Annotated in this window: 18 protein-coding genes and 4 tRNA genes; 10 read left to right on the top strand and 12 right to left on the bottom strand. The window is 59.9% G+C overall.

Annotated features, from left to right (window positions below; translation table 11 throughout):
- Positions 1–10 precede the first annotated feature (10 nt).
- Both QF039_RS19175 and QF039_RS19180 read left to right on the top strand, forming a co-directional pair.
- Positions 11–2662 (top strand): sensor histidine kinase KdpD, encoded by a 2652-nt coding sequence (locus QF039_RS19175; protein ID WP_307520116.1) that lies wholly within the window; start codon positions 11–13, stop codon positions 2660–2662.
- Positions 2659–3351 (top strand): response regulator, encoded by a 693-nt coding sequence (locus QF039_RS19180; RefSeq protein ID WP_003219430.1) that lies wholly within the window; start codon positions 2659–2661, stop codon positions 3349–3351. Before QF039_RS19175 ends, QF039_RS19180 begins: the two co-directional genes overlap by 4 nt.
- On the opposite strand, the gene QF039_RS19185 is transcribed toward QF039_RS19180, so the two are convergent.
- Positions 3311–4234, bottom strand: a complete 924-nt coding sequence (locus QF039_RS19185; protein ID WP_307520119.1) for a LysR family transcriptional regulator — start codon at positions 4232–4234, stop codon at positions 3311–3313. The genes QF039_RS19180 and QF039_RS19185 overlap by 41 nt on opposite strands.
- 105 nt (positions 4235–4339) lie before the next feature.
- On the opposite strand from QF039_RS19185, the gene QF039_RS19190 reads away from it, so the two are divergent.
- The gene (locus tag QF039_RS19190) at positions 4340–5854 is read left to right on the top strand and encodes an MFS transporter (protein ID WP_307520122.1); all 1515 of its coding nucleotides are present in this window, start codon (positions 4340–4342) and stop codon (positions 5852–5854) included.
- Between the two features lie 78 nt (positions 5855–5932).
- Here QF039_RS19190 and QF039_RS19195 read toward each other — a convergent pair.
- A tRNA-Asp gene (locus QF039_RS19195) sits at positions 5933–6009 on the bottom strand.
- Positions 6010–6028: 19 nt separating this feature from the next.
- A tRNA-Val gene (locus QF039_RS19200) sits at positions 6029–6104 on the bottom strand.
- A gap of 201 nt (positions 6105–6305) precedes the next feature.
- Here QF039_RS19200 and QF039_RS19205 point away from each other — a divergent pair.
- The 3 genes from QF039_RS19205 (at position 6306) to QF039_RS19215 (ending at position 10298) form a co-directional block, all read left to right on the top strand.
- The gene (locus QF039_RS19205) at positions 6306–6824 is read left to right on the top strand and encodes a sigma-70 family RNA polymerase sigma factor (protein ID WP_177040051.1); all 519 of its coding nucleotides are present in this window, start codon (positions 6306–6308) and stop codon (positions 6822–6824) included.
- Positions 6825–6831: 7 nt separating this feature from the next.
- Positions 6832–7812, top strand: coding sequence for a FecR family protein (locus tag QF039_RS19210; RefSeq protein ID WP_177010111.1), 981 nt, complete (start codon positions 6832–6834; stop codon positions 7810–7812).
- Between the two features lie 77 nt (positions 7813–7889).
- A complete protein-coding gene (locus QF039_RS19215) occupies positions 7890–10298 on the top strand; it encodes a TonB-dependent siderophore receptor (protein ID WP_307520126.1) in 2409 nt (802 codons plus the stop codon).
- A gap of 148 nt (positions 10299–10446) precedes the next feature.
- On the opposite strand, the gene QF039_RS19220 is transcribed toward QF039_RS19215, so the two are convergent.
- Both QF039_RS19220 and QF039_RS19225 read right to left on the bottom strand, forming a co-directional pair.
- Positions 10447–10523: transfer RNA gene (locus tag QF039_RS19220), tRNA-Asp, on the bottom strand.
- Between the two features lie 19 nt (positions 10524–10542).
- Positions 10543–10618 (bottom strand) — tRNA-Val (locus QF039_RS19225).
- Between the two features lie 161 nt (positions 10619–10779).
- On the opposite strand from QF039_RS19225, the gene rdgC reads away from it, so the two are divergent.
- The 3 genes from rdgC to sugE all read left to right on the top strand — a co-directional run bounded on the left by rdgC (position 10780) and on the right by sugE (position 13243).
- Positions 10780–11700: a recombination-associated protein RdgC gene (gene rdgC, locus QF039_RS19230; RefSeq protein ID WP_008430455.1), complete on the top strand. Its 921-nt coding sequence runs from the start codon at positions 10780–10782 to the stop codon at positions 11698–11700.
- 155 nt (positions 11701–11855) lie between these two features.
- Complete coding sequence (locus QF039_RS19235; RefSeq protein ID WP_003212369.1) at positions 11856–12821, top strand: bile acid:sodium symporter family protein; 966 nt, start codon at positions 11856–11858, stop codon at positions 12819–12821.
- A 107-nt stretch (positions 12822–12928) separates the two neighbouring features.
- Positions 12929–13243 (top strand): quaternary ammonium compound efflux SMR transporter SugE, encoded by a 315-nt coding sequence (sugE, locus tag QF039_RS19240; RefSeq protein ID WP_003190128.1) that lies wholly within the window; start codon positions 12929–12931, stop codon positions 13241–13243.
- Positions 13244–13321: 78 nt separating this feature from the next.
- On the opposite strand, the gene QF039_RS19245 is transcribed toward sugE, so the two are convergent.
- The 5 genes from QF039_RS19245 to QF039_RS19265 form a co-directional block, all read right to left on the bottom strand.
- Positions 13322–14803 (bottom strand): M91 family zinc metallopeptidase, encoded by a 1482-nt coding sequence (locus tag QF039_RS19245; RefSeq protein WP_177023019.1) that lies wholly within the window; start codon positions 14801–14803, stop codon positions 13322–13324.
- Between the two features lie 176 nt (positions 14804–14979).
- Positions 14980–16854, bottom strand: coding sequence for an MFS transporter (locus QF039_RS19250; RefSeq protein WP_177029243.1), 1875 nt, complete (start codon positions 16852–16854; stop codon positions 14980–14982).
- Between the two features lie 69 nt (positions 16855–16923).
- Entirely contained in the window at positions 16924–18078 is a 1155-nt protein-coding gene (locus tag QF039_RS19255) for a TDT family transporter (RefSeq protein ID WP_307520132.1), read from the bottom strand.
- Between the two features lie 106 nt (positions 18079–18184).
- Positions 18185–18496: a cupin domain-containing protein gene (locus tag QF039_RS19260; RefSeq protein WP_102369631.1), complete on the bottom strand. Its 312-nt coding sequence runs from the start codon at positions 18494–18496 to the stop codon at positions 18185–18187.
- A gap of 41 nt (positions 18497–18537) precedes the next feature.
- Entirely contained in the window at positions 18538–19731 is a 1194-nt protein-coding gene (locus QF039_RS19265) for an MFS transporter (RefSeq protein ID WP_307520135.1), read from the bottom strand.
- Between the two features lie 91 nt (positions 19732–19822).
- On the opposite strand from QF039_RS19265, the gene QF039_RS19270 reads away from it, so the two are divergent.
- The gene (locus tag QF039_RS19270) at positions 19823–20368 is read left to right on the top strand and encodes a TetR/AcrR family transcriptional regulator (protein WP_177069403.1); all 546 of its coding nucleotides are present in this window, start codon (positions 19823–19825) and stop codon (positions 20366–20368) included.
- An 858-nt stretch (positions 20369–21226) separates the two neighbouring features.
- Here QF039_RS19270 and QF039_RS19275 read toward each other — a convergent pair.
- Together QF039_RS19275 and QF039_RS19280 are read right to left on the bottom strand one after the other, a co-directional pair.
- Positions 21227–22006 (bottom strand): ABC transporter permease, encoded by a 780-nt coding sequence (locus QF039_RS19275; protein ID WP_003217229.1) that lies wholly within the window; start codon positions 22004–22006, stop codon positions 21227–21229.
- A complete protein-coding gene (locus tag QF039_RS19280) occupies positions 22003–22935 on the bottom strand; it encodes an ABC transporter ATP-binding protein (RefSeq protein ID WP_003217227.1) in 933 nt (310 codons plus the stop codon). The genes QF039_RS19275 and QF039_RS19280 overlap by 4 nt, the downstream gene beginning before the upstream one ends.
- Positions 22936–23070 lie beyond the last annotated feature (135 nt).

Genomic DNA, 23070 nt, shown 5'->3' on the forward strand with positions numbered 1-23070 from the left:
CAGGAATGACATGCCCGCATTAAACGAAGAACGCCCCGACCCCGACGCCCTTCTCGCCCGGGTCCAGCAGGAAGAACAGGCCGCCTTGCGCGGCAAACTGCGTATCTACTTCGGCTCCAACGCCGGGGTGGGCAAGACCTGCGCCATGCTTGACGCGGCGCAACGGGAAGTCAGCCTGGGGCGCGACGTACTCGCCGGTGTGGTGGAAACCCACGGCCGCCAGGAAACCGCCAACCTGCTCAACGGCCTCGTACAACTGCCCCGCGCCCAACGCCTGCATCACGATTTCACCCTCACCGAATTCGACCTCGACGCCGCCCTGCAACGCCATCCCGCCGTGCTGCTGGTGGATGAACTGGCCCACAGCAACGTGCCCGGCTCGCGCCACCCGAAACGCTGGCAAGACGTGGAAGAACTGCTCAGCGCCGGCATCGATGTGTGGACCACCCTCAACGTCCAGCACCTGGAAAGCCTTAACGATCTGGTGAGTGGGATCATCGGCATTCGCGTGCGGGAAACCGTACCGGACCACGTGTTCGACAATGCCCACGAAGTGGTCGTCGTGGACCTGCCGCCGGATGATCTGCTGCAACGCTTGAAGGACGGCAAGGTGTACCTGGGCCCTCAGGCCGAACGTGCGTCGCGGCACTTTTTCCGCAAGGGCAACCTGCTCGCCCTGCGGGAACTGGCCCTGCGCCGCACGGCCGACCGGGTCGACACGCAGATGCGCGTGTACCGTCGCGAACAGTCGATCAAGACCCTGTGGCCCGCCCGCGAGCGATTGCTGGTAGGCGTGGCCGGTGACGCCGGTGATGAACGCCTGGTGCGAGAAGCCGCGCGCCTGGCGCAAAAGCTCGAGGCGGACTGGATCGTGGTGCACGTCGCCGCAGCCCAGGGCCGCGGCGCCAAGCGTTATCTCACAGCAATGAAAACCCTGGCCCTGGCCAGCGAATTCGGCGCCGACACCGCGACATTGCCGGGCATGGACGTCGCCGAAGCACTGGCCGCCTGTGCCCGGGAACACAACGCCAATCGCCTGGTGCTCGGCCATCACCCACGCCGGGCATGGCGGTTCTGGCATCAGTCGGTGAGCGACCGGATCAGCCGGCACCATCCGCAGATCGACCAGATCGTGATCGCCCATGGCATGTTGCCAGGCACTGTTCCTGCCATTGAAAAACCTACACCAGCGCCCGGCAGAACCCTGGCCTACCTCTGGTCCACACTCGCCTGTTTCACCGCCAGCGCCATCGCCGCGCTGCTGCTGCAGGTGTTCGACCTGGCCAACGTGGTGATGCTGTTCCTGCTCACGGTGGTGCTGGTGGCCCTGCGGTTTGGACGCGGCCCCGGCGTGTGGGCAGCGATGCTCGCGGTGCTGTGTTTCGACTTCTTTTTCGTCCAGCCGCGCTACTCGTTTACCGTCAACGACACCCAGTATTTCTTCACCTTCGCGTTGATGCTCGGCATCGCCCTGATCACCGGGCAGCTCACCGCACGCCTGCGCCACGAAGCGCGCACCGCCGCCGCTCGAGAACGTCGCGCAACCTCACTGGCGCGCCTGGCCCGGGACCTGTCGGCCGCGTTGACCGTGGAGCAGATCAGCGAAGTGGCGCTGCGCACCTTCAGCGGCGTGTTCGAGGCGCGGGTCGGCCTGGCCTTGCCGGACGCCGCCGACGGCGTGCACAGCGTGGGCGCGGGCGGGCTGCCGATCGACGACAGCATCGCCCAATGGACCTACGACCACGGCCAGTCCGCCGGCCAGGGCACCGACACCTTGTCCGCCGCCAAGGGCTGCTACCTGCCGCTCAAGGCGCCGATGCGCGTGCGCGGTGTGCTGGTGCTGGAACTGGCGCAAAGCGAACGCCTCAACGAGCCCGAAGAGCGCCGCCTGCTGGAAGCCTGCATGAGCCAATTGGCGATTGCCCTGGAGCGCGTGCACTTCGTCGAAGTGGCGCAAAGCACGATGGTGCAGATGGAAGGCGAGAAAATGCGCAACACCTTGCTCGCGGCGATTTCCCACGACCTGCGCACACCCCTGACCACACTGATCGGCGCCGCCGACACCGCCCTGCCCCATGCGCCGCCGGGGCCGCTGACCGCGTTGCTGCACGGTATTCATGAGCAGGCGACCTCGATGCAACGCTTGATCGAAAACCTGCTGGACATGGCCCGCATGCAGGAGCGCGGTGTGCGACTCAACCGGCAATGGCATTTGCTGGAAGAGATCGTCGGCAGCGCCCTGCGCCAGTTGCGTGAACCACTGGCCCGGCATGTGGTGAACACGACGCTGGACCCGCAATTACCGCTGGTAGAAGTCGACGCGCTGCTGATCGAACGGGTGCTGGTCAACCTGCTGGACAACGCCGCCAAATACACCCCGCCTGGCACGGTCATCACCGTCACCGCCCGTTCCGTTTCCGACAGCATCCTGCTGGAAGTCAGCGACACCGGCCCGGGCAGCGCGCCGGCCAATCTGTTCGAACCGTTTGCCCGTGGCCAGCAGGAATCCTCGGTCGCCGGAATCGGCCTGGGGCTGGCCCTGGCCAAGCGCATCGTCGAAGCCCACGGCGGGCGCATCGAAGCCAGACCCGGCAGCGAGCGCGGCATGCATTTCGTCATCACTTTACCGGCGGGTACTCCGCCCCCAATGGACGCCCTATGAGCACTGCACGCATTCTGATTGTTGAAGACGAGGCCAACATCCGCCGTTTTGTCGGCATCGCCCTGCAGGATGAGGGCTTCCAGGTGTTCGAGGCCGACAGCGTCAAACGCGCGTTGATCCACGCTTCCAGCCGTCAGCCGGACCTGGTGATCGTCGACCTCGGCCTGCCGGACGGCGACGGCAAACAGCTGATCAGCGAGCTGCGGGGATGGCTGGCGGTGCCGATCCTGGTGTTGTCGGCACGGGATCGCGAAGAGGAAAAAGTCGCCGCCCTGGACGCCGGCGCCGATGACTACCTGACCAAACCCTTCGGCGTACCCGAGTTGCTCGCGCGCATCCGTGCGCAACTGCGCCGTCATGGGCAGACCGGCACCGTGGCGGCCACCAGCAAGGTGGCGTTTGGCGATATCGAGGTGGACCTGGCGACCCATGAAGTGTGGCGCCAAGGCCTGCCGGTGCACCTGACGCCCATCGAATACCGCCTGCTGTGCGCGATGATTCGCGGGCAGAGCCGGGTGCTCACCCACCGGCAATTATTGCTCGAGGTGTGGGGCCTGGATTACGTGGACCGCGCCCACTACCTGCGGGTGCACATGGCGCACCTGCGGCAGAAGCTGGAGGCGGACCCGGCCCAGCCGCAGTACTTCATCACCGAGTTGCAGGTGGGCTACCGACTGGTGGGTTTGTGAACAGGTGCGCGGCGGCGAAATCGACAAACACGCGGATCTTCGGCGAGAGATGCCGGCTGGATGGCCACAGCGCCCAGAACTGGCCCTGGTCATCGGAATGGCCGTCGAGCACGGTTTCCAGCTGGCCCTGGGCGAGGGCTTCGCGGGCCAGGAAGTCCGGCACGTAGGCAATCCCATGGCCGTCCATCGCGGCCCGGAGCATGGCCTCCATGTTGTTCAGGGTCAGCGCGGTGGGCAGGCGCAATTGGGTGATGGCCGGGTTGGCGGACAAGGTCCAGTCCATGATTTTGCCGGTGGTGGCGAAGCGGTAACGCAAGCACGGGTGATGCTCCAAATCGCTCAGGGACTCTGGCCGGCCGTTGGCCCGTAGGTACTCGGGTGATGCGCACAGCACAAACCTGAACGGTCCCAGTTTGCGGGCCATCAGGGTCGAGTCCGCCAGACCGCCGCTGCGGATGACCACGTCGAAGCCCTCCTCGATCACATCCACCAGATGGTCGTTGAAATCCAGCTCCAGTTCGATCTCGGGGTAGGCTTTGCGGAACGCCATCATGTGCGGAAAGAGAAAGCGATAACCGATGGTGGGCAGGCTGACCCGCAGTTTGCCCCGGGGTGCCTGCATCGCATGGGAAAGCATGGCGCGGGCGTCTTGCAGGTCGTCGAGAATCTTCCGACTGCGCTCGTAGAACAATTGGCCTTCGGCGGTGAGGCTGACCTTGCGCGTACTGCGGTGCAACAGCCGCACATTCAGTGACGCCTCAAGCTTGGCGACATTCTTGCCCACCGCCGAAGCGGAAATCCCCATCGCCCGGGCCGCGCCGGTGAAGCTCAGGGCCTCTGCCGTTTTCACGAAGGCGATCACGCCGCTCAAGTTATCGGTCACGTCATTGCATCCATCCAGTCCGTTATGAACGGAATGTAAGCCCATTTATCCGTGATTGCATCCTGATTAGAGTCTTTTAATCTTCAAACTCGCGGGAATGCCCCTATGAACACGACAACCGAATCTGCGCCCGCCCATGGCCGATATTCCATCCTGGCGGCCATTTGCCTGGCCGCCCTGGTATTGCCCATGAGCTTTACCGGCGGCGCCGTCGCCACGCCCTTTATCGGCCAGGCATTTGCCGCCCAGCCCAGCCAACTGGCGTGGATCACCAACGCGTTCATGCTGAGTTTCGGCAGCCTGTTGATGGCCGCCGGCACCCTAGCCGACCTGTATGGGAGAAAGCGTCTTTTCTTGTGGGGCATGGCGCTGTTTACCGTGGTCTCCTTGCTGCTGGCAGTGGCACCGGGGATTTTCTGGCTGGATGTGTTGCGTGGCGTGCAGGGCGTCGCGGCGGCTACGGCATTGGCCAGTGGCTGTGCGGCGCTGGCCCAGGAGTTTGACGGCCATGCCCGCACCCGCGCCTTCAGCTTGCTGGGCACCACATTCGGTGCAGGCCTGGCGTTTGGGCCATTGCTGTCGGGGGTGCTGATCGAGCACTGGGGCTGGCGCTCGATTTTTCTCGGCACTGCATTATTGGCCGGTATTTCGCTGCTGTTTGCCGCGCCCAAAATGCGTGAAAGCCGCGACCCGCAAGCGCTGCGGCTGGACACCGCTGGTGTACTGACGTTTTCCGCGATGCTGGTGGCCCTGACCACGGCGGTGATCCTCGCGCCGGAGCACGGCTGGACGTCGCCGCTGGTTGATGCCCTGCTGATCGCGGCGGCGGTGTTTTTGCTGGTGTTTGTCCTCGTCGAAAACCGCTCCAGCCAACCGATGCTGGAGCTGCGGCTGTTTCGCTTCCCGCGTTTTATTGGCGTGCAGCTCCTGCCGATCGGTACCTGTTACTGCTACATCGTGCTGATCGTGTTGCTGCCCCTGCGGTTTATCGGTGTGGAAGGCGCCAGTGCGCTGGAAGCGGGTTTGATGATGCTCGCGTTATCGGCACCGATGCTGGTGGTGCCGATGATCGCCGCATCGCTGACCCGCTGGCTCTCAGCAGGACTGTTGTGTGCCATTGGCTTGCTGATCGCGGCGGTGGGCCTGTGGGGATTAAGCCTGGCCAACCAGCCTGCGCAGACCATCGCCGCAATGCTGGTCATCGGGATCGGCACCGGGCTGCCGTGGGGTTTGATGGATGGTTTGGCGATCAGCGTGGTGCCCAAGGAGCGCGCGGGAATGGCGGCGGGGATTTTCAACACCACCCGCGTGGCCAGTGAAGGCGTGGCGCTGGCGATCACGATGGCGGTATTGGGCGCATTGGTGGCACATCACCTGAAGGGTCTCGCAGGGGCCGACGTGTCAGTGATTGCCCAAGGCCTGGTCATGGGCAACGTGCAACTGGCCTCGGCCGCCCTTCCGCCGGAAGCACTGCGCAGCGCCTACATCGCGGGGTTCAACACGTTGCTGCAACTGCTCGCGGGATTCACCGTGCTGACGGCGTTGGTGGTTCTGGCCTTCATGGGGCGAAACAGCATTGCACCCGTGCAAACCGAACCGGGCATTCAGTCGTTGAGCTGAATCCCAGGCACAAAAAAGCCCGCTCAATGAGCGGGCTTCCTGTGGTACCTGGCGTTCAGCGTTCCAGGTGACCGAATATGGCGCAGCGGACGGGACTCGAACCCGCGACCCCCGGCGTGACAGGCCGGTATTCTAACCGACTGAACTACCGCTGCGCGTAACACATAAAGCGAATGGTGGGTGATGACGGGATCGAACCGCCGACATTCTGCTTGTAAGGCAGACGCTCTCCCAGCTGAGCTAATCACCCTTCACTTTCGGTGTGGGGCGCATTCTATAGCATTTTTCCGTAATGTCATGATTTAAATGCAATTTATTTAAAATATTTTGTCTTCGACCCCGCGCACCCCGCAAAACCGGCGCTTTGGGTGCAAACGCGAGTCTATTGCGTTTGCCCAAGCCTTGGCCCCACAATTAACAATTATTCTCAATAACACCTGGGCCGGGCCTTATGTCTGTGGGTGAACCGCCGTTCCAACGGGAGATTACCGAGCTGTACAGCCAGCATCACGGCTGGCTGTTCACTTGGTTGCGCCGAAAACTGGGCTGTACCCATAACGCCGCCGACGTGGCGCAGGACACCTTCGCGCGGATTCTGCACGCCCGCGAGTCGGTGACCGCCATCCGCGAACCCCGCGCCTATTTAAGTACCACCGCCAGGCGTCTGATCATCGACCAGGCACGGCGCAAGCAGATTGAGCACGCCTACCTTCAGGAATTGATGCTGACGGTGGAAACCCTGGAAGGTTTCCAGTCGCCCGAACAGATCCACACCACCCTGGAGGCCCTCGAGCACATCGCCTTCATGCTGGAAGGCATGCACGACAATATGCGCCAGGCGTTTGTGCTGTATTACCTCGAAGACCTGACCCAGCAGCAAATCGCCCGACAACTGAAGCTGTCGGAACGTACGGTACGCAAATACCTGATCCAGGCCCTGCTGCATTGCAGCCACAGCGTGGACATCTGAGCCGCGCATGCCCGACTCTCGCCAACAGATCGATGAACAAGCCGCCGAATGGATGATTCGCCTGCACGAAGGCGAATTGACCGAGGCCCAGCGCCAGGCGTTCGAGCGCTGGAAGCAGCAAGGCCCGCAACACGCCGCATCAGCAGCGCGCATGGAAGATGTGATTGCGCGGATGCAGGCCCTGCGCGGGCAAAAGGCACCGGCCCGGGCGGCCTTGAGTGCGGCCTTTCCCCGGCATGGGAAGGCGCGCAAAAACTACGTCCGCGCGTTGGTACTGGCCTGCAGCCTGGGCCTTCCCGCCATGGCGCTGCTCTACAGTCCTTATCCACAACAATGGATGGCCGATGTGCACAACGGCCCCGGCGAATGGAAAACCCTGCGGCTGGCGGACGGCTCGACGCTGACCCTGAACGGCATCAGTGCGGCGAATCTGCATTTCGACAGCCGGCAGCGCCGCATCGAATTGCTGCAAGGCGAGATCCTGGTGGAAGTGGCCCACGATGGCGAACGGCCATTTGTGGTGCAGACCGCCCAAGGCACCCTGCGCGCCCTGGGTACGCGATTTGTGGTCAGGCGCGAGGATGACGTTACGGTGCTGAGCATGCTCGAATCCCGCGTGGCGGCAAAAAGCGCGAACGGGCAGCAGACACTGGAAGTTGATGCGGGCTCGCAGGCGCGACTCAGCAAAGATGCCGTGCGCCTCTCCGGCAGCATCGATACGGCGAGCATCAATGGGGCCTGGCGCCGCCATCAACTGGTGGTGGATAACCGACCGTTGCCGGAAGTGCTGGATGAGATCGCCCGTCACCGTTCGGGCCGCTTGCAGTTTGATCGCGCCGCACTGGCCAGTCTCAAGGTCTCGGCCGTACTTCCCCTGGATGACACCGACCGCACCTTGCAGATGCTGGCTCAAACCCTGCCGATCACGCTGAAAACCTTTACCCCATGGCTGATAATTGTCAGCCCGGATACCGAGAGCAAAAAATAATTATTCGCATTGCTTCCGCTTTTTTTCGGGTTGCCCGTCAAGGAAGGTATACCGATGACTAAAGGACTGCCCTCACCATGCCCTTCCCTTCCAAGCCTCGCAGACGCCTGCTGAGCAGCGCGCCGCTGACCCTCACACTGCTCGCGACGACGCTGCTCAATACCCACTTGGCCCAGGCCGAAACGGTAGCCGTTGCGGCCCAAGCCTACGACATACCTGCCGGGCCGCTGGGCGCCACACTCAACCAGTTCGCCCAGCAAGCGGGCGTGGCTATCGTGTTCCAGTCCCAGAACCTGCAGGGGCTCGCGGGCCCGGGACTCAAAGGCACTTATAGCGTGGAGGCCGGGTTTGAAAAGCTGCTGCGTGGCAGTGGTTATCGGGCAGTCAAAGGTGATCAGGTCTACGCACTGGAAGCCAACCCTACCCCCACCGGCGCCGTGGAGCTGGGGGCGACGCAGATCAGCGCCAACCAACTCGGCACCATTACCGAAGGCTCCGGCTCTTACACCCCCGGCACCATCGCCACCGCTACCCGCCTGGTGCTGACGCCACGGGAAACTCCGCAATCGATCTCGGTGGTCACCCGCCAGGCCATGGATGACTTTGGCCTCAACTCCATCGACGACGTGATGCGCCATACCCCGGGCATCACCGTGGCAACGTATGACAGCGACCGTACCAGCTATTACTCCCGCGGCTTCGCGATTCGCAACTTCCAGTACGACGGTATTCCTATCCTGCAAGACCCGCAGTATTCGTCCGGCCATACCCTCACCGACATGGTGATCTATGACCGGGTAGAAATCCTCAAGGGCGCCACTGGCCTGCTCACTGGCGCCGGTGGCCCTGGTGGCACCATCAACATGATCCGCAAGAAACCTACCCAGGAATTCAAGGGCCATATCGACCTTGGCGCCGGTTCCTGGGACAACTACCGATCGGAAGTTGACGTCAGCGGTCCCTTGACCGAAACCGGCAACATCCGCGGCCGAGCCGTGGCGGCCCATCAAGACAAACACTCCTTCATGGACCATTACCAACGCAAAACCAGCGTCTACTACGGCATCCTGGAGGCGGACCTGTCGCCGGATACCCTGCTGACCGTGGGCGCGGACTATCAGGATAATGACCCCAAAGGCTCAAGCTGGACCGGCAGTGCCTCGCTGTATGACGAATCCGGCAATCGCATTGGCTCCAAGCGCTCATTCAACAACGGGCCACGGTGGAGCAGTTGGCAGCAGTACACGCGCACCGCCTTTGCCACCCTTGAACACAGCTTCGAAAATAGCTGGGTCGCCAAAGGTCAGTACAACCATCAAATCAACGGTTACAACGCCCCCCTGGGTTTCGTGAGCCCAGGTTTGCCCTCAGTGCTGGCGCGCAAATACACAGGTGAAACCGTCAGCGACAGCGCCGACCTTTACACCTCTGGCCCCTTCGGCCTGTTTGGCCGAGAACACCAGTTGGTGGTCGGCACCTCGGTTTCCCGCTCCCACTGGAAAGGCAAGGACTACACCAACGCCAGCCTGCCCAACAATAACTTCGACTATTACAACTGGAACGGCGACATCCCGAAGCCGGACTGGGGCGAAGTCACCAACAAAAACGATGAAATCACCCGCCAGACCGGCAGCTACATGACCGCTCGCTTCAGCCTCACGGACGATCTTTCGCTGCTGCTGGGCACGCGCGTTGCAGACTTCCAGGTCACCGGCACCAGTGATACGAAAAAAAGCGGCAAGGTCTTGCCCTATGCGGGCCTGGTATACGACCTCAACGACAACGTGTCGGCCTACGCCAGTTACACGGAAATTTTCCTGCCGCAGTCGTTCAACCGTGATCGCAACAACAAATTGCTGGAGCCGGATGAAGGCAAAAACTATGAAGTGGGGCTCAAGGGTGAATTCTTCGAAGGGCGCCTGAATTCCAGCATCGCCTACTTCGAGGTTCACGAAAAAAACCGCCCCGAGGAAGATACGGAGTACAACGCCAATCCAACCAACCCCGCTCGCGACTACGCCTATAAGCCGATCACTTCGAAAACCAAGGGTTATGAGGCGGAAATCTCTGGCGAGCTGACACCCGGCTGGCAGTTGCAGGCAGGCTACACCCACAAGATTGCCCGTGATGAAAGCGGCAAGAAGGTATCGACCTGGGAGCCGGAAGATCAGGTCAATGTCTATACCAGCTACAAGCTGACCGGCAGCCTCGACAAACTCACCCTCGGCGGCGGCGCGCGTTGGCAGGGTCAAGGCTGGCAGGTACTGAGCAACTGGGCCAAGGGCGGCGCTCAAGAAAAATTTGCCCAGGATCCCTACTGGCTGGTGGACCTGATGGCCCGCTATCAGATCACCGACAGCGTGTCGGCGACCGTCAACGTCAACAACGTGTTCGACAAGTCGTATTACACCAACATCGGCTTCTACAACTCGTCGTACTACGGCGACCCTCGCAACGTAATGGTCAGTACCCGCTGGGATTTCTAAACCCCATAAAAAACGCCCCCGATCACGGCACATGATCGGGGGCGTTTTTTAGACCGGCGGTTTCTTGCAAACCCCAGACAGCAAAAAGCCCGCTCAATGAGCGGGCTTCCTGTGGTACCTGGCGTTCAGCGTTCCAGGTGACCGAATATGGCGCAGCGGACGGGACTCGAACCCGCGACCCCCGGCGTGACAGGCCGGTATTCTAACCGACTGAACTACCGCTGCGCGTAACACATAAAGCGAATGGTGGGTGATGACGGGATCGAACCGCCGACATTCTGCTTGTAAGGCAGACGCTCTCCCAGCTGAGCTAATCACCCTTCACTTTCGGTGTGGCGCGCATTCTACGGAGCGACCCATAGTCTGGCAAGCACTTTCTTAAATAATTTTTTTCAGGCCTTCCAATGGCTTAGCGAGGGTTGGCCTATGACGCCATGAGGAGAATAATGCCCCCCTTTGTATATAAGGAGAGACTCACCCCATGTGGTTCAAAAACCTGCTTATCTATCGCCTGACCCAAGATCTGCCTGTTGATGCCGAGGCGTTGGAAACTGCACTGGCCACCAAACTGGCGCGCCCTTGTGCAAGCCAGGAGTTGACCACTTACGGTTTCGTCGCCCCTTTCGGTAAAGGCGAAGACGCGCCCCTGGTGCACGTCAGCGGTGATTTCCTGCTGATCGCTGCGCGCAAGGAAGAACGTATCCTGCCGGGTAGCGTGGTGCGTGATGCGGTGAAGGAAAAGGTCGAAGAGATCGAAGCCGAGCAAATGCGCAAGGTCTACAAAAAGGAACGCGACCAGATCAAGGATGAAATCATCCAGGCCTTCCTGCCGCGCGCGTTTATCCGTCGCTCGTCGACCTTCGCCGCCATCGCGCCGAAACAGGGCCTGATCCTGGTGAACTCCGCCAGCCCGAAACGTGCCGAAGACCTGCTGTCCACCCTGCGTGAAGTGATCGGCACCCTGCCGGTACGTCCGCTGACCGTGAAAACCGCGCCAACCGCCATCATGACCGACTGGGTCACCACCCAGAAACCGGCCGATGACTTCTTCGTCCTCGACGAATGCGAACTGCGCGACACCCACGAAGACGGCGGCATCGTGCGCTGCAAACGCCAGGACCTGACCGGCGAAGAGATCCAGCTGCACCTGACCACCGGCAAAGTCGTGACCCAATTGTCCCTGGCCTGGCAGGACAAGCTGTCCTTCATGCTGGACGACAAAATGACCGTCAAGCGCCTGAAGTTCGAAGACCTGCTGCAGGATCAGGCTGAACAGGACGGCGGCGACGAAGCACTGGGCCAGCAGGACGCCAGCTTTACCCTGATGATGCTGACGTTTGGCGACTTCCTGCCGGCGTTGGTTGAGGCACTGGGTGGCGAAGAAACCCCACAAGGTATCTAAAGCCTTGTGAAGATCAAAATGTGGGAGCGGGCTTGCTCGCGAATGCGTCCTTTCAGTTGATATCTTCCTGGCTGACACACCGCATTCGCGAGCAAGCCCGCTCCCACATTTGATCGCATGCGCACTTCCAAAATCGAATAACAAGGACCAACCCCATGCGTGCACTCGCCGCCTTGAGCCGTTTCGTCGGCAATACCTTCGCCTACTGGGTGCTGATTTTTGCCGTGGTTGCGTTCCTGCAACCCGCCTGGTTTCTCGGCCTCAAAGGCGCCATCGTGCCGCTGTTGGGCCTGGTAATGTTCGGCATGGGGCTGACCCTCAAACTTGAAGATTTCGCTGAAGTCGCGCGCCATCCGTGGCGCGTGGCATTGGGTGTGGTCGCGCATTTCGTGATCATGCCCGGCGTGGCCTGGCTGCTGTGCCAGGTCTTTCACCTGCCACCGGAAATTGCCGTCGGTGTGATCCTCGTCGGCTGCTGCCCGAGCGGCACGTCGTCCAACGTCATGACCTGGCTGGCCCGAGGCGACCTGGCCCTGTCGGTGGCCATTGCAGCCGTCACCACCCTCCTCGCTCCGCTGCTGACGCCCGCGCTGATCTGGCTGCTGGCCTCGGCCTGGTTGCCGGTGTCGTTCATGGAGTTGTTCTGGTCGATCCTGCAAGTGGTACTGCTGCCGATCGTGTTGGGCGTGGTGGCGCAGCGCTTGCTGGGCGCCCGGGTACGGCATGCGGTCGAGGTGTTGCCGCTGGTGTCGGTGGTCAGCATCGTGGCGATTGTCGCCGCCGTGGTGGCGGCCAGCCAGGCGAAGATTGCCGAGTCGGGCCTGCTGATCATGGCGGTGGTGATCCTGCATAACACCTTTGGCTTCCTGCTGGGCTATTTCACCGGCCGTGTGTTCGGGCTGCCGCTGGCACAACGCAAATCCCTGTCGCTGGAAGTGGGCATGCAGAACTCCGGCTTGGGCGCCGCACTGGCAAGTGCACACTTCTCACCGCTAGCCGCAGTGCCGAGTGCGCTGTTCAGCGTCTGGCACAATATTTCCGGGGCACTCCTGGCTACGTACTTCCGGCGGATGAGCGAAAAGGAAGACCGCGAATTGTTGGCGGGCAAGTCCGAAACTTGATCACCTGATCAATATTCGGCACTCTACCGGGCTTCGCGGGGACGACCCTGCGACGCAATCAAGCGCTTAATCCGGGGACGACCCCACTTCTATAAAGGAAGGTCACCATGTCCTGGATCATTCTGTTTTTTGCCGGACTGTTTGAAGTCGGCTGGGCCGTCGGACTGAAATACACCGACGGTTTCAGCAAGCCACTGCCCACGGCCCTGACGATTGCCGCCATGGCCGTCAGCCTCGGACTGTTGGGGCTGGCCATGAAGGAACTGCCGCTGGGCACCGCCTATGCCATCTGGACCGGTGTCGGTGCAGTGGGCACGGTGATTGCCGGGATTATCCTGTTTGGGGAATCCATGGCGTTGTTTCGACTGGCCAGTGTGGCGTTGATTATCTGCGGGCTGATCGGGCTCAAGATCAGCGCCTGAGCCACTCACCGGCAATAAAAACAAGGTGGACTTAATAGTCCACCGAGTACGGCACGCTATTTACTACTCTGTGATGCATCAGACGTCATAGTAGCGTTCACGCGGTTCTTTCCCCCATTCCTTGTAAAGTGCATTTTCGTTATACGGCTCCGGGTTTGTACTGGTAGGGGGCGTTGAGGGGTCATTATCAAAATCATAAGGTTCACCGTCCGTTGGTAACCCAACGGCTTGCCGCTCCAAATTTGGCTCACGAGTTGGCCTGCGGGGATCGCTAGTTTCTGGCGGTACTTCAGTTTCTCCGGGCAAGAACTTACCGTCGACACCGTCGTACGCATGGGCGAACTCATGGAACAGGGTTGAGACGCCTGGACGCTCGTACTTGTCCATAATGAACGAAGGGTTGTAGGAGACTGTTGCATCATCAGCCGGCATACCTGGCGTGTTATTAGTGATGAATCCGTGTTGCGAATCTTGAGGTGGGTGCTCATTGAGTGGTTGTAAGTCCTTACGTCCGTACTTATAAAAGATACCCTCCGACTCTGGCACCTTCTCTATTTTTATCGGCGCGGGAGTCTTGTCTAACGCCCCAAGCATTTTTTGCCCTACTGGAGAACCCCGAAAAAACTCTAGATCATCTTCAACGCGCTGCTTGAACTCACCATCCCCTTTAACCTCAAACGCTTTTTTACCAACGTCAGACGGCGTCACCTCAACGAACTTAGAGTTCCCCGTGCGTTTTATAGTGTCGTCTTTCTTGCCGTAAACAATATCCTTATCAGATACTGAATTAACCGTATCCTGCCCCTTGCCGGTATAAATTGTATTCTGACCAGCACCACCATCTACAACATCATTTCCCTTCCCGCCATTCATGACGTTCTTCCCACCGCCCCCACGCAGCGAATCATTGCCGCTGCCACCGTCCATGTAAGTGCCACCACCTGCTCCCCGCAACTTGTCGTTGCCGTTACCCCCATACATGACGCTATATGCCGAGCCTCCGGTGATCGTGTCATCCCCATCGTTGCCCTCGGCATACCCGACACCGCTGCCCAATTGAATGGTGTCATTACCAACACCGCCGTAGACATTGGTCCTGCCGCCTCCAGCGTTGAATCGATCGTTGCCGGCTCCCAGCTTGACGCTGACGGGCACTTTTACGTCGTCGTCAATAGTGACATTGTCGTCTCCGCCGTTGCTTTGGATCTCAAGATGCTGCTGACCATTACTCTTGGTATCGAAAGGAATGTCGTAGGTCTTGCCATTAATCTCGGCGGTCAATCCTCCATCAGCCGAATTTTTAATATGAATTTTGTCCGCGCTGTCACCCGTCTTAATCGTTAACGCCTGGTCTTTTGGCGGGGAGAAAAAACCACGCCCGCCGCCCCTAACACTTAAATCTATCTGGACCCCACCTTCATTGAATGGCATATTCGGGATGATCTTTATCGGCGCAGAAGGCTCGCCCTGTTTATCCTGTAACTTATCGGAGGGTGCTGTAGAAAGAGTATGTAAAGGCGGTTGTAAAGCGGGAGGGTTAGTACTCACTTGCATGTTCATCGAAAATCATCCTTAGCGTTAGACAACTACGATGACTGCGTGGCAATTAGAAAGAAATGGTTCCGCAGGATGAGTGATTTATTACCCAAAACTACAAACTGCAAGCGTTGTCCCACATCAAAGTCAGTCCCTGCCCAGGCCCTTCAGCGCAGAAGGTCCTGAGCACCAGAACTTGACTACTTGAGATCACCCCTCAACGTGCCAACCAGACCATGCAACGCCTCGGGCGTCGCCGCCTCCACCGTCACCGGCGCGCCGGCCACCAGGGTCACCCGTGACCAGATCCGGTGGAAGAAGCCCTTGTTCGGATCGCGACTGAAAAAACTCCCCCACAACCCCTGCAACGCCATCGGAATCACCGGCACCGGCGTCTCTCCAAGAATCCGCGTCACGCCGCTTCGAAACTCGTTCATCTCGCCATCGGAGGTCAATTTTCCTTCCGGGAAGATGCACACCAGCTCGCCGTCCTTAAGGTAGTGGGCAATCCGCTGGAAGGCCTTTTCGTAGATCTGGATGTCCTCATGCCGCCCGGCAATCGGAATCGCCCCGGCAGTGCGGAAGATAAAGTTCAAAACCGGCAGGTTGTAGATCTTGTAGTACATGACAAAACGAATCGGCCGACGCACCGAACCGGCAATCAACAGCGCATCGACAAACGACACGTGATTGCACACCAGCAACGCCGCGCCCTCGTCTGGGATCAGCTCGAGGTTCTTGTGCTCGACGCGGTACATGGAATGGCTGAGCAGCCAGATCATGAAACGCATGGTGAACTCGGGCACGATCTTGAAGATGTAGGTGTTGACCGCGATGTTCAGCAGCGACACCACCAGGAACAGCTCGGGGATCGACAGCTTGGCCACGCTCAGCAGCAGGATCGAGACGATCGCCGAGACCACCATGAACAGCGCGTTGAGGATGTTGTTGGCCGCGATCACCCGCGCCCGCTCGTTCTCGGCGGTACGCGACTGGATCAACGCGTACAGCGGCACGATATAGAAGCCGCCGAATACGCCGAGGCCAAGGATATCGAACAACACCCACCACGCCTGGCCGTAACTCAGCACGGCGATCCAGTCGTTGGCCTGGACGTTCTGCGGGAAGCCGCCGGAATGCCACCACAGCAGCAGGCCGAACACGGTCAAACCGAACGAGCCGAACGGCACCAGGCCGATCTCGACTTTGCGCCCGGAGAGCTTTTCGCACAGCATCGAACCCAGTGCGATGCCCACCGAGAACACCGTGAGGATCAGCGTTACCACAGTCTCGTCGCCGTACATCCATTCCTTGGCGTAGGCCGGGATTTGCGTCAGGTAGATCGCGCCGACAAACCAGAACCACGAGTTGCCGACAATCGAGCGCGACACAGCCGGTGTCTGCCCCAGGCCGAGCTTCAAGGTGGCCCAGGACTGACTGAAGATATTCCAGTTCAGGCGCATCTCGGGGCTGGACGCCGCCGCGCGCGGAATGCTGCGGCTGGCCAGGTAGCCCAGCACCGCAATGCCGACGATGGCGGTCGAGACCACCGGCGCGTAATGGGTGGACGACATCATGATCCCGGCGCCAATGGTGCCCGCGAGGATTGCGAGGAACGTGCCCATTTCCACCAGGCCATTGCCGCCCACCAGCTCATCCTCGTGCAGGGCCTGGGGCATGATCGAGTACTTCACCGGCCCGAACAGCGCCGAGTGCGTGCCCATGGCAAACAGCGCCAGCAGCATCAGCTCCAGGTGGTTGAACATGAAACCCACCGCGCCCACGGACATGATCACGATTTCGCCGATCTTGATCACCCGGATCAGCGCGTCCTTGTTGAACTTCTCGCCAAATTGCCCGGCCAGGGCCGAGAACAGGAAGAACGGCAGGATAAACAGCAACGCGCAGAGATTGACCCAGATCGAGCGGTCGCCCTCGATGGTCAGCTTGTAGAGAATCGCCAGGATCAACGACTGCTTGAATATATTGTCGTTGAACGCACCAAGGGACTGGGTAATGAAGAACGGCAGGAAACGCCGTTTGCGCAGCAAAGTGAATTGCGAGGGGTGGCTCATCGTCCGTGTTCCTGCGTGGCCTGAAGGCTGTTATTGGTTTTTCCAGGCCACGACTTTACCTAATCCTGCTTACTTATTCGCTAGTCCTGCAATGCACGGCGATACAAAAAGCTCGCCTTTATAGGCGCCCTGCACCGTGCGCTTGGCGACAATCAGCCACATCAGCGCCAGCGCCGCCACCAACACGCAACCAACGATGCTGAAAAAACCCAGGTGCAAGGTGCTCGCCAGTTTCAGCGTGGCCAGCGAGTACACGCCCAACGGGAAGGTGAAGCCCCACCAGCCAAGGTTGAACGGGATACCGGCCCGCAGGTAACGCAGGGTGATCAGCACCGCGATCAGCATCCACCACAAGCCGAAGCCCCACAGGGTGATGCCTGCGACCAGGCCGATGCCGTTGGCCATCTCACCGACGCCGGGCAGACCGTTGGCGGCAAAGATGGCAGGTGCATCACCGCCCAGTACCAGCATGCCCAGGGCACCGGTGCCGATGGGACCTAGAGCCAGCCAGCTCGACGCGGCCATATTGGCGTGTGGCAGTTTATGCAGGGCCATGCGCAGCATCAGGATGGTCAGGATGCTGAACGCCACCGGCAGGGAGAACGCCCACAGCACGTAGCTGGTCACCAGCATCACCAGTTGCGAATGGGCGTCGGCCAGGTGCGGCGCCAGCAGGCCACCGCTGGCGGCGGCGACTTCCGCGGCCACCACCGGCAACAGCCACACGGCAGTCATCTGGTCGATGCTGTGTTCCTGGCGGGTGAACATCATGAACGGGATCAGCACCCCGCAGGCCAGGGCCATCGCGACGTCGAGCCACCACAGCACCTCGACCAGTTGCACCACGCCATCCCCCCAGCGCGGCACGCCGAACAGCAGGAAGCCGTTGATAATGGTCGCCAGGCCCATGGGGATGGTGCCGAAGAACATCGACACCGTGGAGTGCCCGAAAATGCGCCGGGCCTCGTGGAAAAACATCACCCAGCGCGCCGCATACAGCACGCTGAACAACACAAACAGGCCAATGGTAAACAGCCACAGCCCTTCGGCCACGGCGTGCAGTCCCGCCAGGTTGACCGGCAATTGCGCCAGCGCCAACGCCAGCACCCCGGTGCCCATGGTGGCGGCAAACCAGTTGGGGGTGAACTGGCGAATCACTTCCCGGGGACGGGTCAGGTGACTGAAGGGTTTCAAGCGGCTGTGAAGCGTATTCGGGCAAGTCATGGTGTAGTCCTCTTCCTCGCATGAGGTTGAGACCATGGTAGAACCGAATCGAATATCTATATAACGGGTAATATCTCTAACTGTTATCTGTTTCGTAGATATGTGATTAAACGCTGCCTTCGGTTTCAATCACCAGAATCCGTGCCGGGCCCTGTGGATGGGCCACATGCTCGGTGCCGACACTGGCGTAGAAGATGTCGCCTACCTCAAGCAAGGCCATCTGTTCGCTGCCGTTTTCGCGATAGTGCATCTGCACCTGGCCATCAAGCACCACGAACACCTCTTCGCCGTCATTCACGTGCCAGCGATACGGCTGGTCGGTCCAATGCAAACGGGTGGTGATGCCATTCATATTGGCGATGTCCAGCGCCTCCCAGGCGCGGCTGCCGGTGAATTCTTTGCTGCGGATGATCTTCATGGGTGAATCCCAAGGCGTAAGGGTGACGAATTATTACCGAATCAATTACCCGCCGTCGCCCTGCTCTTCGCCAAATCCTGCATTAGCAACGCCACCAACGCGCCGAGTGCCAATACGATCAGCACCACGCCATAACCGTCGGTGGTGGCGATCAAACCGAAGGTGCGCGTCAAGTTGCCCGCCAACAGCGACGGCACACAGAACGCCAGGTAACTCAGCACATAGAACGCCGACATCAAGCCCGCCCGCTCATGGGGCAAGGCCAACGGCAAAACACTGCGCAGCGCGCCGAGGAATCCCGAGCCAAAACCACTGCCGGCGATCAGCGTGGCAATGAAAAACAGCGGCAGGCTGGCGCTGTGGACGGCCGTGAGGATCAGCGCAACACCCACCGCCAGCAGCACGGCGCCCAACCGCAAGACCTTGTCCGCCGGGCGGTTGCGCAGGCTGAAAATCATCACCGCACCGCTCAGCGTCAACACCGCCACCAGCCCGCCGCCGATCAGGTTCGAGGTGGACCCGGTCGCCGCCCGCACCAGCGAGGGCGCCAGGGACAGATAAAAACCGCCCATGGCCCATACGGCTACGTCTACCGGCAACGAGATCCACAAGGCGCGTCGGGCCTGGGGCGGTACATGCAAGGTGGGCCATAGCGAGGCCAGGGCCCCCGGAATCCGGCTGACTGTCTCCGGCAGGCGCCAGACGTACAATGCCTGCAGGATCATCAACCCGAGCAGGGTCCAGTAAATCAACGTGGTCGGCATCGGCGCGAACTCCACCAGCAGGCTGCAGCCCATGGCCCCGCAGGCCATGCCCAGCAAAGGCGCTACGCTGTTGATCAGCGGGCCTTGCTGGCGGTCGGTGTCGAGCAATGCGGCGCCCAGTACGGCGGTGGCCATGCCGGTGGCAAAGCCTTGTACCGTGCGGGCGGCAATCAGCCAGCCGACGCTGTCGGCATTGATAAACAGCAACATCGCCAGCATATCGAGGAGCAGCGCGGCAAAAATTACCGGCTTGCGCCCCAGGTGGTCCGACAGTGAACCCACGGTCAGCAATGCAGCCAGCAGGCTCAAGGCGTAAATGCCAAATACCAGGGTCAACATCGCCGCCGAAAAGTGCAGGCCCTCTTGATAGAGGTGGTACAACGGGGTCGGCGCGCTGGAGGCGGCGAGAAACGTCAGCAAGGTGATCGCCAGAAACACCAGGCTGGAACGATGAGAAGTAACGCTGGACATGGGCACGCTCCGCTAAAGCTAATATTTTGCTTTTGCGGAGTGTGCTACCGGATGGCGCTTAAAGCAAATTCTTTGTGTTAAGGTTTTACGCATGGCGATAAAAGAAGGGCTCCGCCCGGGGGGCCGTAGTGCCCGGGTCCAGGAATCAGTGCATTCGGCGGTGCGTGAATTGCTCGAAGAGCAGGACCGTTCCAGCGTGACCGTGCCGCAGATAGCCACGCGCGCCGGAGTGACGCCTTCGACCATCTACCGGCGCTGGGGTGACTTGGCGGCGCTGCTGGCCGATGTTGCGATGGCCCGTCTGCGCCCGGACAGTGAGCCGGCTGATACCGGCAGCCTGCGCGGAGACCTGCGGGCCTGGGGTGAGCAATACCGTGATGAGATGAGCTCGGACCTTGGCCGCGAGATGATGCGTGATGTGCAATGCAGTCAGGCGCCGGGGTATTGCGTGGGGATTCTCACCGGGCAGTTGGAGACGATCCTGGATCGGTACACCGACGACACCGGGACACTTCCCAGCGTGGATCGGCTGATCAATTTGATTGTTGCGCCAACCGTTTTTCGTAATCTGTTTTCTACCGCGCCGCTTGAGGTTGAAGAACTGCATGAGCTGATTGAGTTAGCTTTGCTGCCGTAAGGTGGTTTGTGGTTTGTGGTTTGTGGTTTGTGGTTTGTGGGTTTGGGTTTGGGTTTGGGTGTATATCCGTTATTTGGGTTGTTGCTGATATGGGTTCCGCTCTTACAGCGGCTCACTTTTGAAAAGCGCAAAAGTAAGCAAAACGCTCTTGCCCCACCACTCGGCACCTCGCCTAGGCTCGGTGTGCCCTCACTCCGGCTTTGGACCGTGGGCCGCCGTCATGGGCCATCCTTGGCCCAGGACGGCTAACCTGGCGTCCTGCCAGGTTACCCACGCTCCAAAGCCTGCGTTCGGCCAGCGTGGTTTAACGGGGCGCCTAAGATCAAAATCAAGATCAAAAGCAAGAGCACAGCGGCCTACCGGCCGGCTTGAGTGTTGAAGAGCAAAATCAAAAGCTAAAACGGGCACGGTCAAATGTGGGAGCTGGCTTGCCTGCTATGGCATCAACTGGGTGTACCTGATGCACCGAGTTGTCTGCATCGCAGGCAAGCCAGCTCCCACAGAAAAGCAGAGCCACCCCGCCCGTAGCAGCTGTCGAGCGTCAGCGAGGCTGCGTGCTTTTGATCTTGATCTGCTCTTGATTTTGATCTGCGGGCCCCGTCAACCACGATGGCCGCAAGTAGGCACGGTGGAGCGGCCCGCGGAGCCGTGCCGGAGTGCGGGCATGCCGAGCCTAAGCGAGGCACCGAGTGGTGGGGCAAAGCGTTTTTTGGTTACTTTTTTAGGCGTTTGTAAAAAAGTGACCCGCTGTAAGAGCGGAACCATAAGTAGCCGTTACCTAAATAACGGATATGCACTCCCCCAAAATCCAAAAAAAACGGCCTCATCTGGAGGCCGTCTTTCATCACATCTCAACGCTTAGGTGCGCATCCCACGCCCACTCACCAGCAACCGCGCACACCCCACATACAGCACCACAGTCGCCACCAGCATAAAGGTGATCGCCACACTGATCTTGATGTCCGAAACGCCCAGGATCCCATAGCGAAACGCGTTAACCATATGCAACACCGGGTTAGCCAACGACACCGTCTGCCAGAACGGCGGCAGCAAGGTGATCGAATAAAACACCCCACCCAGATACGTCAGCGGCGTAAGAACAAACGTCGGAATAATCGAAATATCATCAAAGTTGCGCGCAAACACCGCATTGATGAACCCCAGCAACGAAAAGATAGTCGCCGTCAGCACCACCACCAACAGCGTGATCCCGAGGTGATGCACCTGCAAATGGGTAAAGAACAGCGAAAGCAACGTCACAATCACCCCAACCATCAACCCGCGCAGCACACCGCCCAGGGTGTAGCCGATCAAAATCGTATGAGGCGACACCGGCGACACCATCAATTCCTCGATGGACCGCTGGAACTTGCTGCCAAAAAAGCTCGACACCACGTTGCCGTAGGAGTTGGTAATCACCGACATCATGATCAACCCCGGCACGATGTACTCCATATAGGTGAATCCACCCATATCACCAATCTGCCGACCAATCAGGTTACCGAAGATCACGAAGTACAAAACCATGGTGATCGCTGGCGGCAGCAAGGTCTGCGGCCAGATCCGGGTAAAGCGCTTCACTTCGCGATAAACGATGGTCTGCAGCGCGACAAGGTTGGGTTGCAGTTCCGAACTCATACCGCCACCTTCGCCAGATTTTTCTCCACCAGGGACACAAACAACTCCTCAAGGCGATTGGTTTTGTTACGCAGGCTCAGCACCTCGATGTTCTGGGTAGCCAGTTGGCCAAACAGCGCGGTGATGCCCACGGCTTTGTCCACCTGGACTTCCAGGGTGTGGCTGTCCACCAGGCGATTCGGGTAGCCGATCAACTGGGGCGCAACCGTCATGTCGTTTTTCAGGTCGAGCAGGAAGGTCTCGACGTGCAACTGGCTCAGCAAATTACGCATGCTGGTGTTTTCGACAATGGTGCCGTGGTCGATGATGCCGATGTTGCGGCACAGCTGCTCAGCCTCTTCCAGGTAGTGCGTGGTGAGGATGATGGTGATGCCTTTCTGGTTCAGCTCGGTGAGAAACGTCCACATCGAACGACGCAGCTCAATGTCCACGCCCGCTGTCGGCTCGTCGAGGATCAGCAGGCGCGGCTCGTGAACCAGGGCGCGAGCGATCATCAAGCGGCGCTTCATGCCCCCGGACAGGGAACGCGAAGGCACGTCGCGCTTGTCCCACAAGCCCAGTTGCGTGAGGTATTGCTCGGCGCGTTCCTTGGCGATCTTCGGCGGGATGCCGTAGTAACCGGCCTGGGTCACGACGATGTCGAAGGTCTTTTCAAACTGGTTGAAGTTGAACTCCTGGGGCACCACGCCGATGCTGCGCTTGAGCGCCGCCGGGGATTTGTCCAGGTCGTTGCCAAAGATATTCACCGTACCGGTGGTCTTGTTGACCAGGGTCGAGAGAATCCCGATGGTGGTGGATTTGCCGGCGCCATTGGGGCCGAGCAAGGCGAAGAAATCACCTTCGGCGACGTCCAGATCGATACCACTCAGGGCCTGGAAACCGTTGCCGTAGGTTTTGGTTAGCTGCCGGATGGACAGAGCGGAACTCATATCGGATTACGCACCAAAGAAGAGGAATAGAATTGTTACATGAGGGCAGACCGCACGGAATACAACGGCTGCGCGTGACAAGCATGGTGCTTGTCCGCGCCGCACAAGTACAGTAACCCGTATTAATAGTCGGTA

It is taken from the genome of Pseudomonas sp. W2I6 (assembly GCF_030815935.1).
Lineage (GTDB): Bacteria > Pseudomonadota > Gammaproteobacteria > Pseudomonadales > Pseudomonadaceae > Aquipseudomonas.

Bases quoted from the DNA above. Each gene is read 5' to 3' on its own strand.
- QF039_RS19205 (WP_177040051.1), top strand. From the start codon at position 6,306: ATGTCTGTGGGTGAACCGCCGTTCCAACGGGAGATTACCGAGCTGTAC.
- QF039_RS19255 (WP_307520132.1), bottom strand. From the start codon at position 18,078: ATGACTTGCCCGAATACGCTTCACAGCCGCTTGAAACCCTTCAGTCAC.
- QF039_RS19180 (WP_003219430.1), top strand. From the start codon at position 2,659: ATGAGCACTGCACGCATTCTGATTGTTGAAGACGAGGCCAACATCCGC.
- QF039_RS19215 (WP_307520126.1), top strand. From the start codon at position 7,890: ATGCCCTTCCCTTCCAAGCCTCGCAGACGCCTGCTGAGCAGCGCGCCG.
- sugE (WP_003190128.1), top strand. From the start codon at position 12,929: ATGTCCTGGATCATTCTGTTTTTTGCCGGACTGTTTGAAGTCGGCTGG.
- QF039_RS19210 (WP_177010111.1), top strand. From the start codon at position 6,832: ATGCCCGACTCTCGCCAACAGATCGATGAACAAGCCGCCGAATGGATG.
- QF039_RS19190 (WP_307520122.1), top strand. From the start codon at position 4,340: ATGAACACGACAACCGAATCTGCGCCCGCCCATGGCCGATATTCCATC.
- QF039_RS19250 (WP_177029243.1), bottom strand. From the start codon at position 16,854: ATGAGCCACCCCTCGCAATTCACTTTGCTGCGCAAACGGCGTTTCCTG.
- QF039_RS19175 (WP_307520116.1), top strand. From the start codon at position 11: ATGCCCGCATTAAACGAAGAACGCCCCGACCCCGACGCCCTTCTCGCC.
- QF039_RS19265 (WP_307520135.1), bottom strand. From the start codon at position 19,731: ATGTCCAGCGTTACTTCTCATCGTTCCAGCCTGGTGTTTCTGGCGATC.
- QF039_RS19275 (WP_003217229.1), bottom strand. From the start codon at position 22,006: ATGAGTTCGGAACTGCAACCCAACCTTGTCGCGCTGCAGACCATCGTT.
- rdgC (WP_008430455.1), top strand. From the start codon at position 10,780: ATGTGGTTCAAAAACCTGCTTATCTATCGCCTGACCCAAGATCTGCCT.
- QF039_RS19270 (WP_177069403.1), top strand. From the start codon at position 19,823: ATGGCGATAAAAGAAGGGCTCCGCCCGGGGGGCCGTAGTGCCCGGGTC.
- QF039_RS19245 (WP_177023019.1), bottom strand. From the start codon at position 14,803: ATGAACATGCAAGTGAGTACTAACCCTCCCGCTTTACAACCGCCTTTA.
- QF039_RS19260 (WP_102369631.1), bottom strand. From the start codon at position 18,496: ATGAAGATCATCCGCAGCAAAGAATTCACCGGCAGCCGCGCCTGGGAG.
- QF039_RS19235 (WP_003212369.1), top strand. From the start codon at position 11,856: ATGCGTGCACTCGCCGCCTTGAGCCGTTTCGTCGGCAATACCTTCGCC.
- QF039_RS19280 (WP_003217227.1), bottom strand. From the start codon at position 22,935: ATGAGTTCCGCTCTGTCCATCCGGCAGCTAACCAAAACCTACGGCAAC.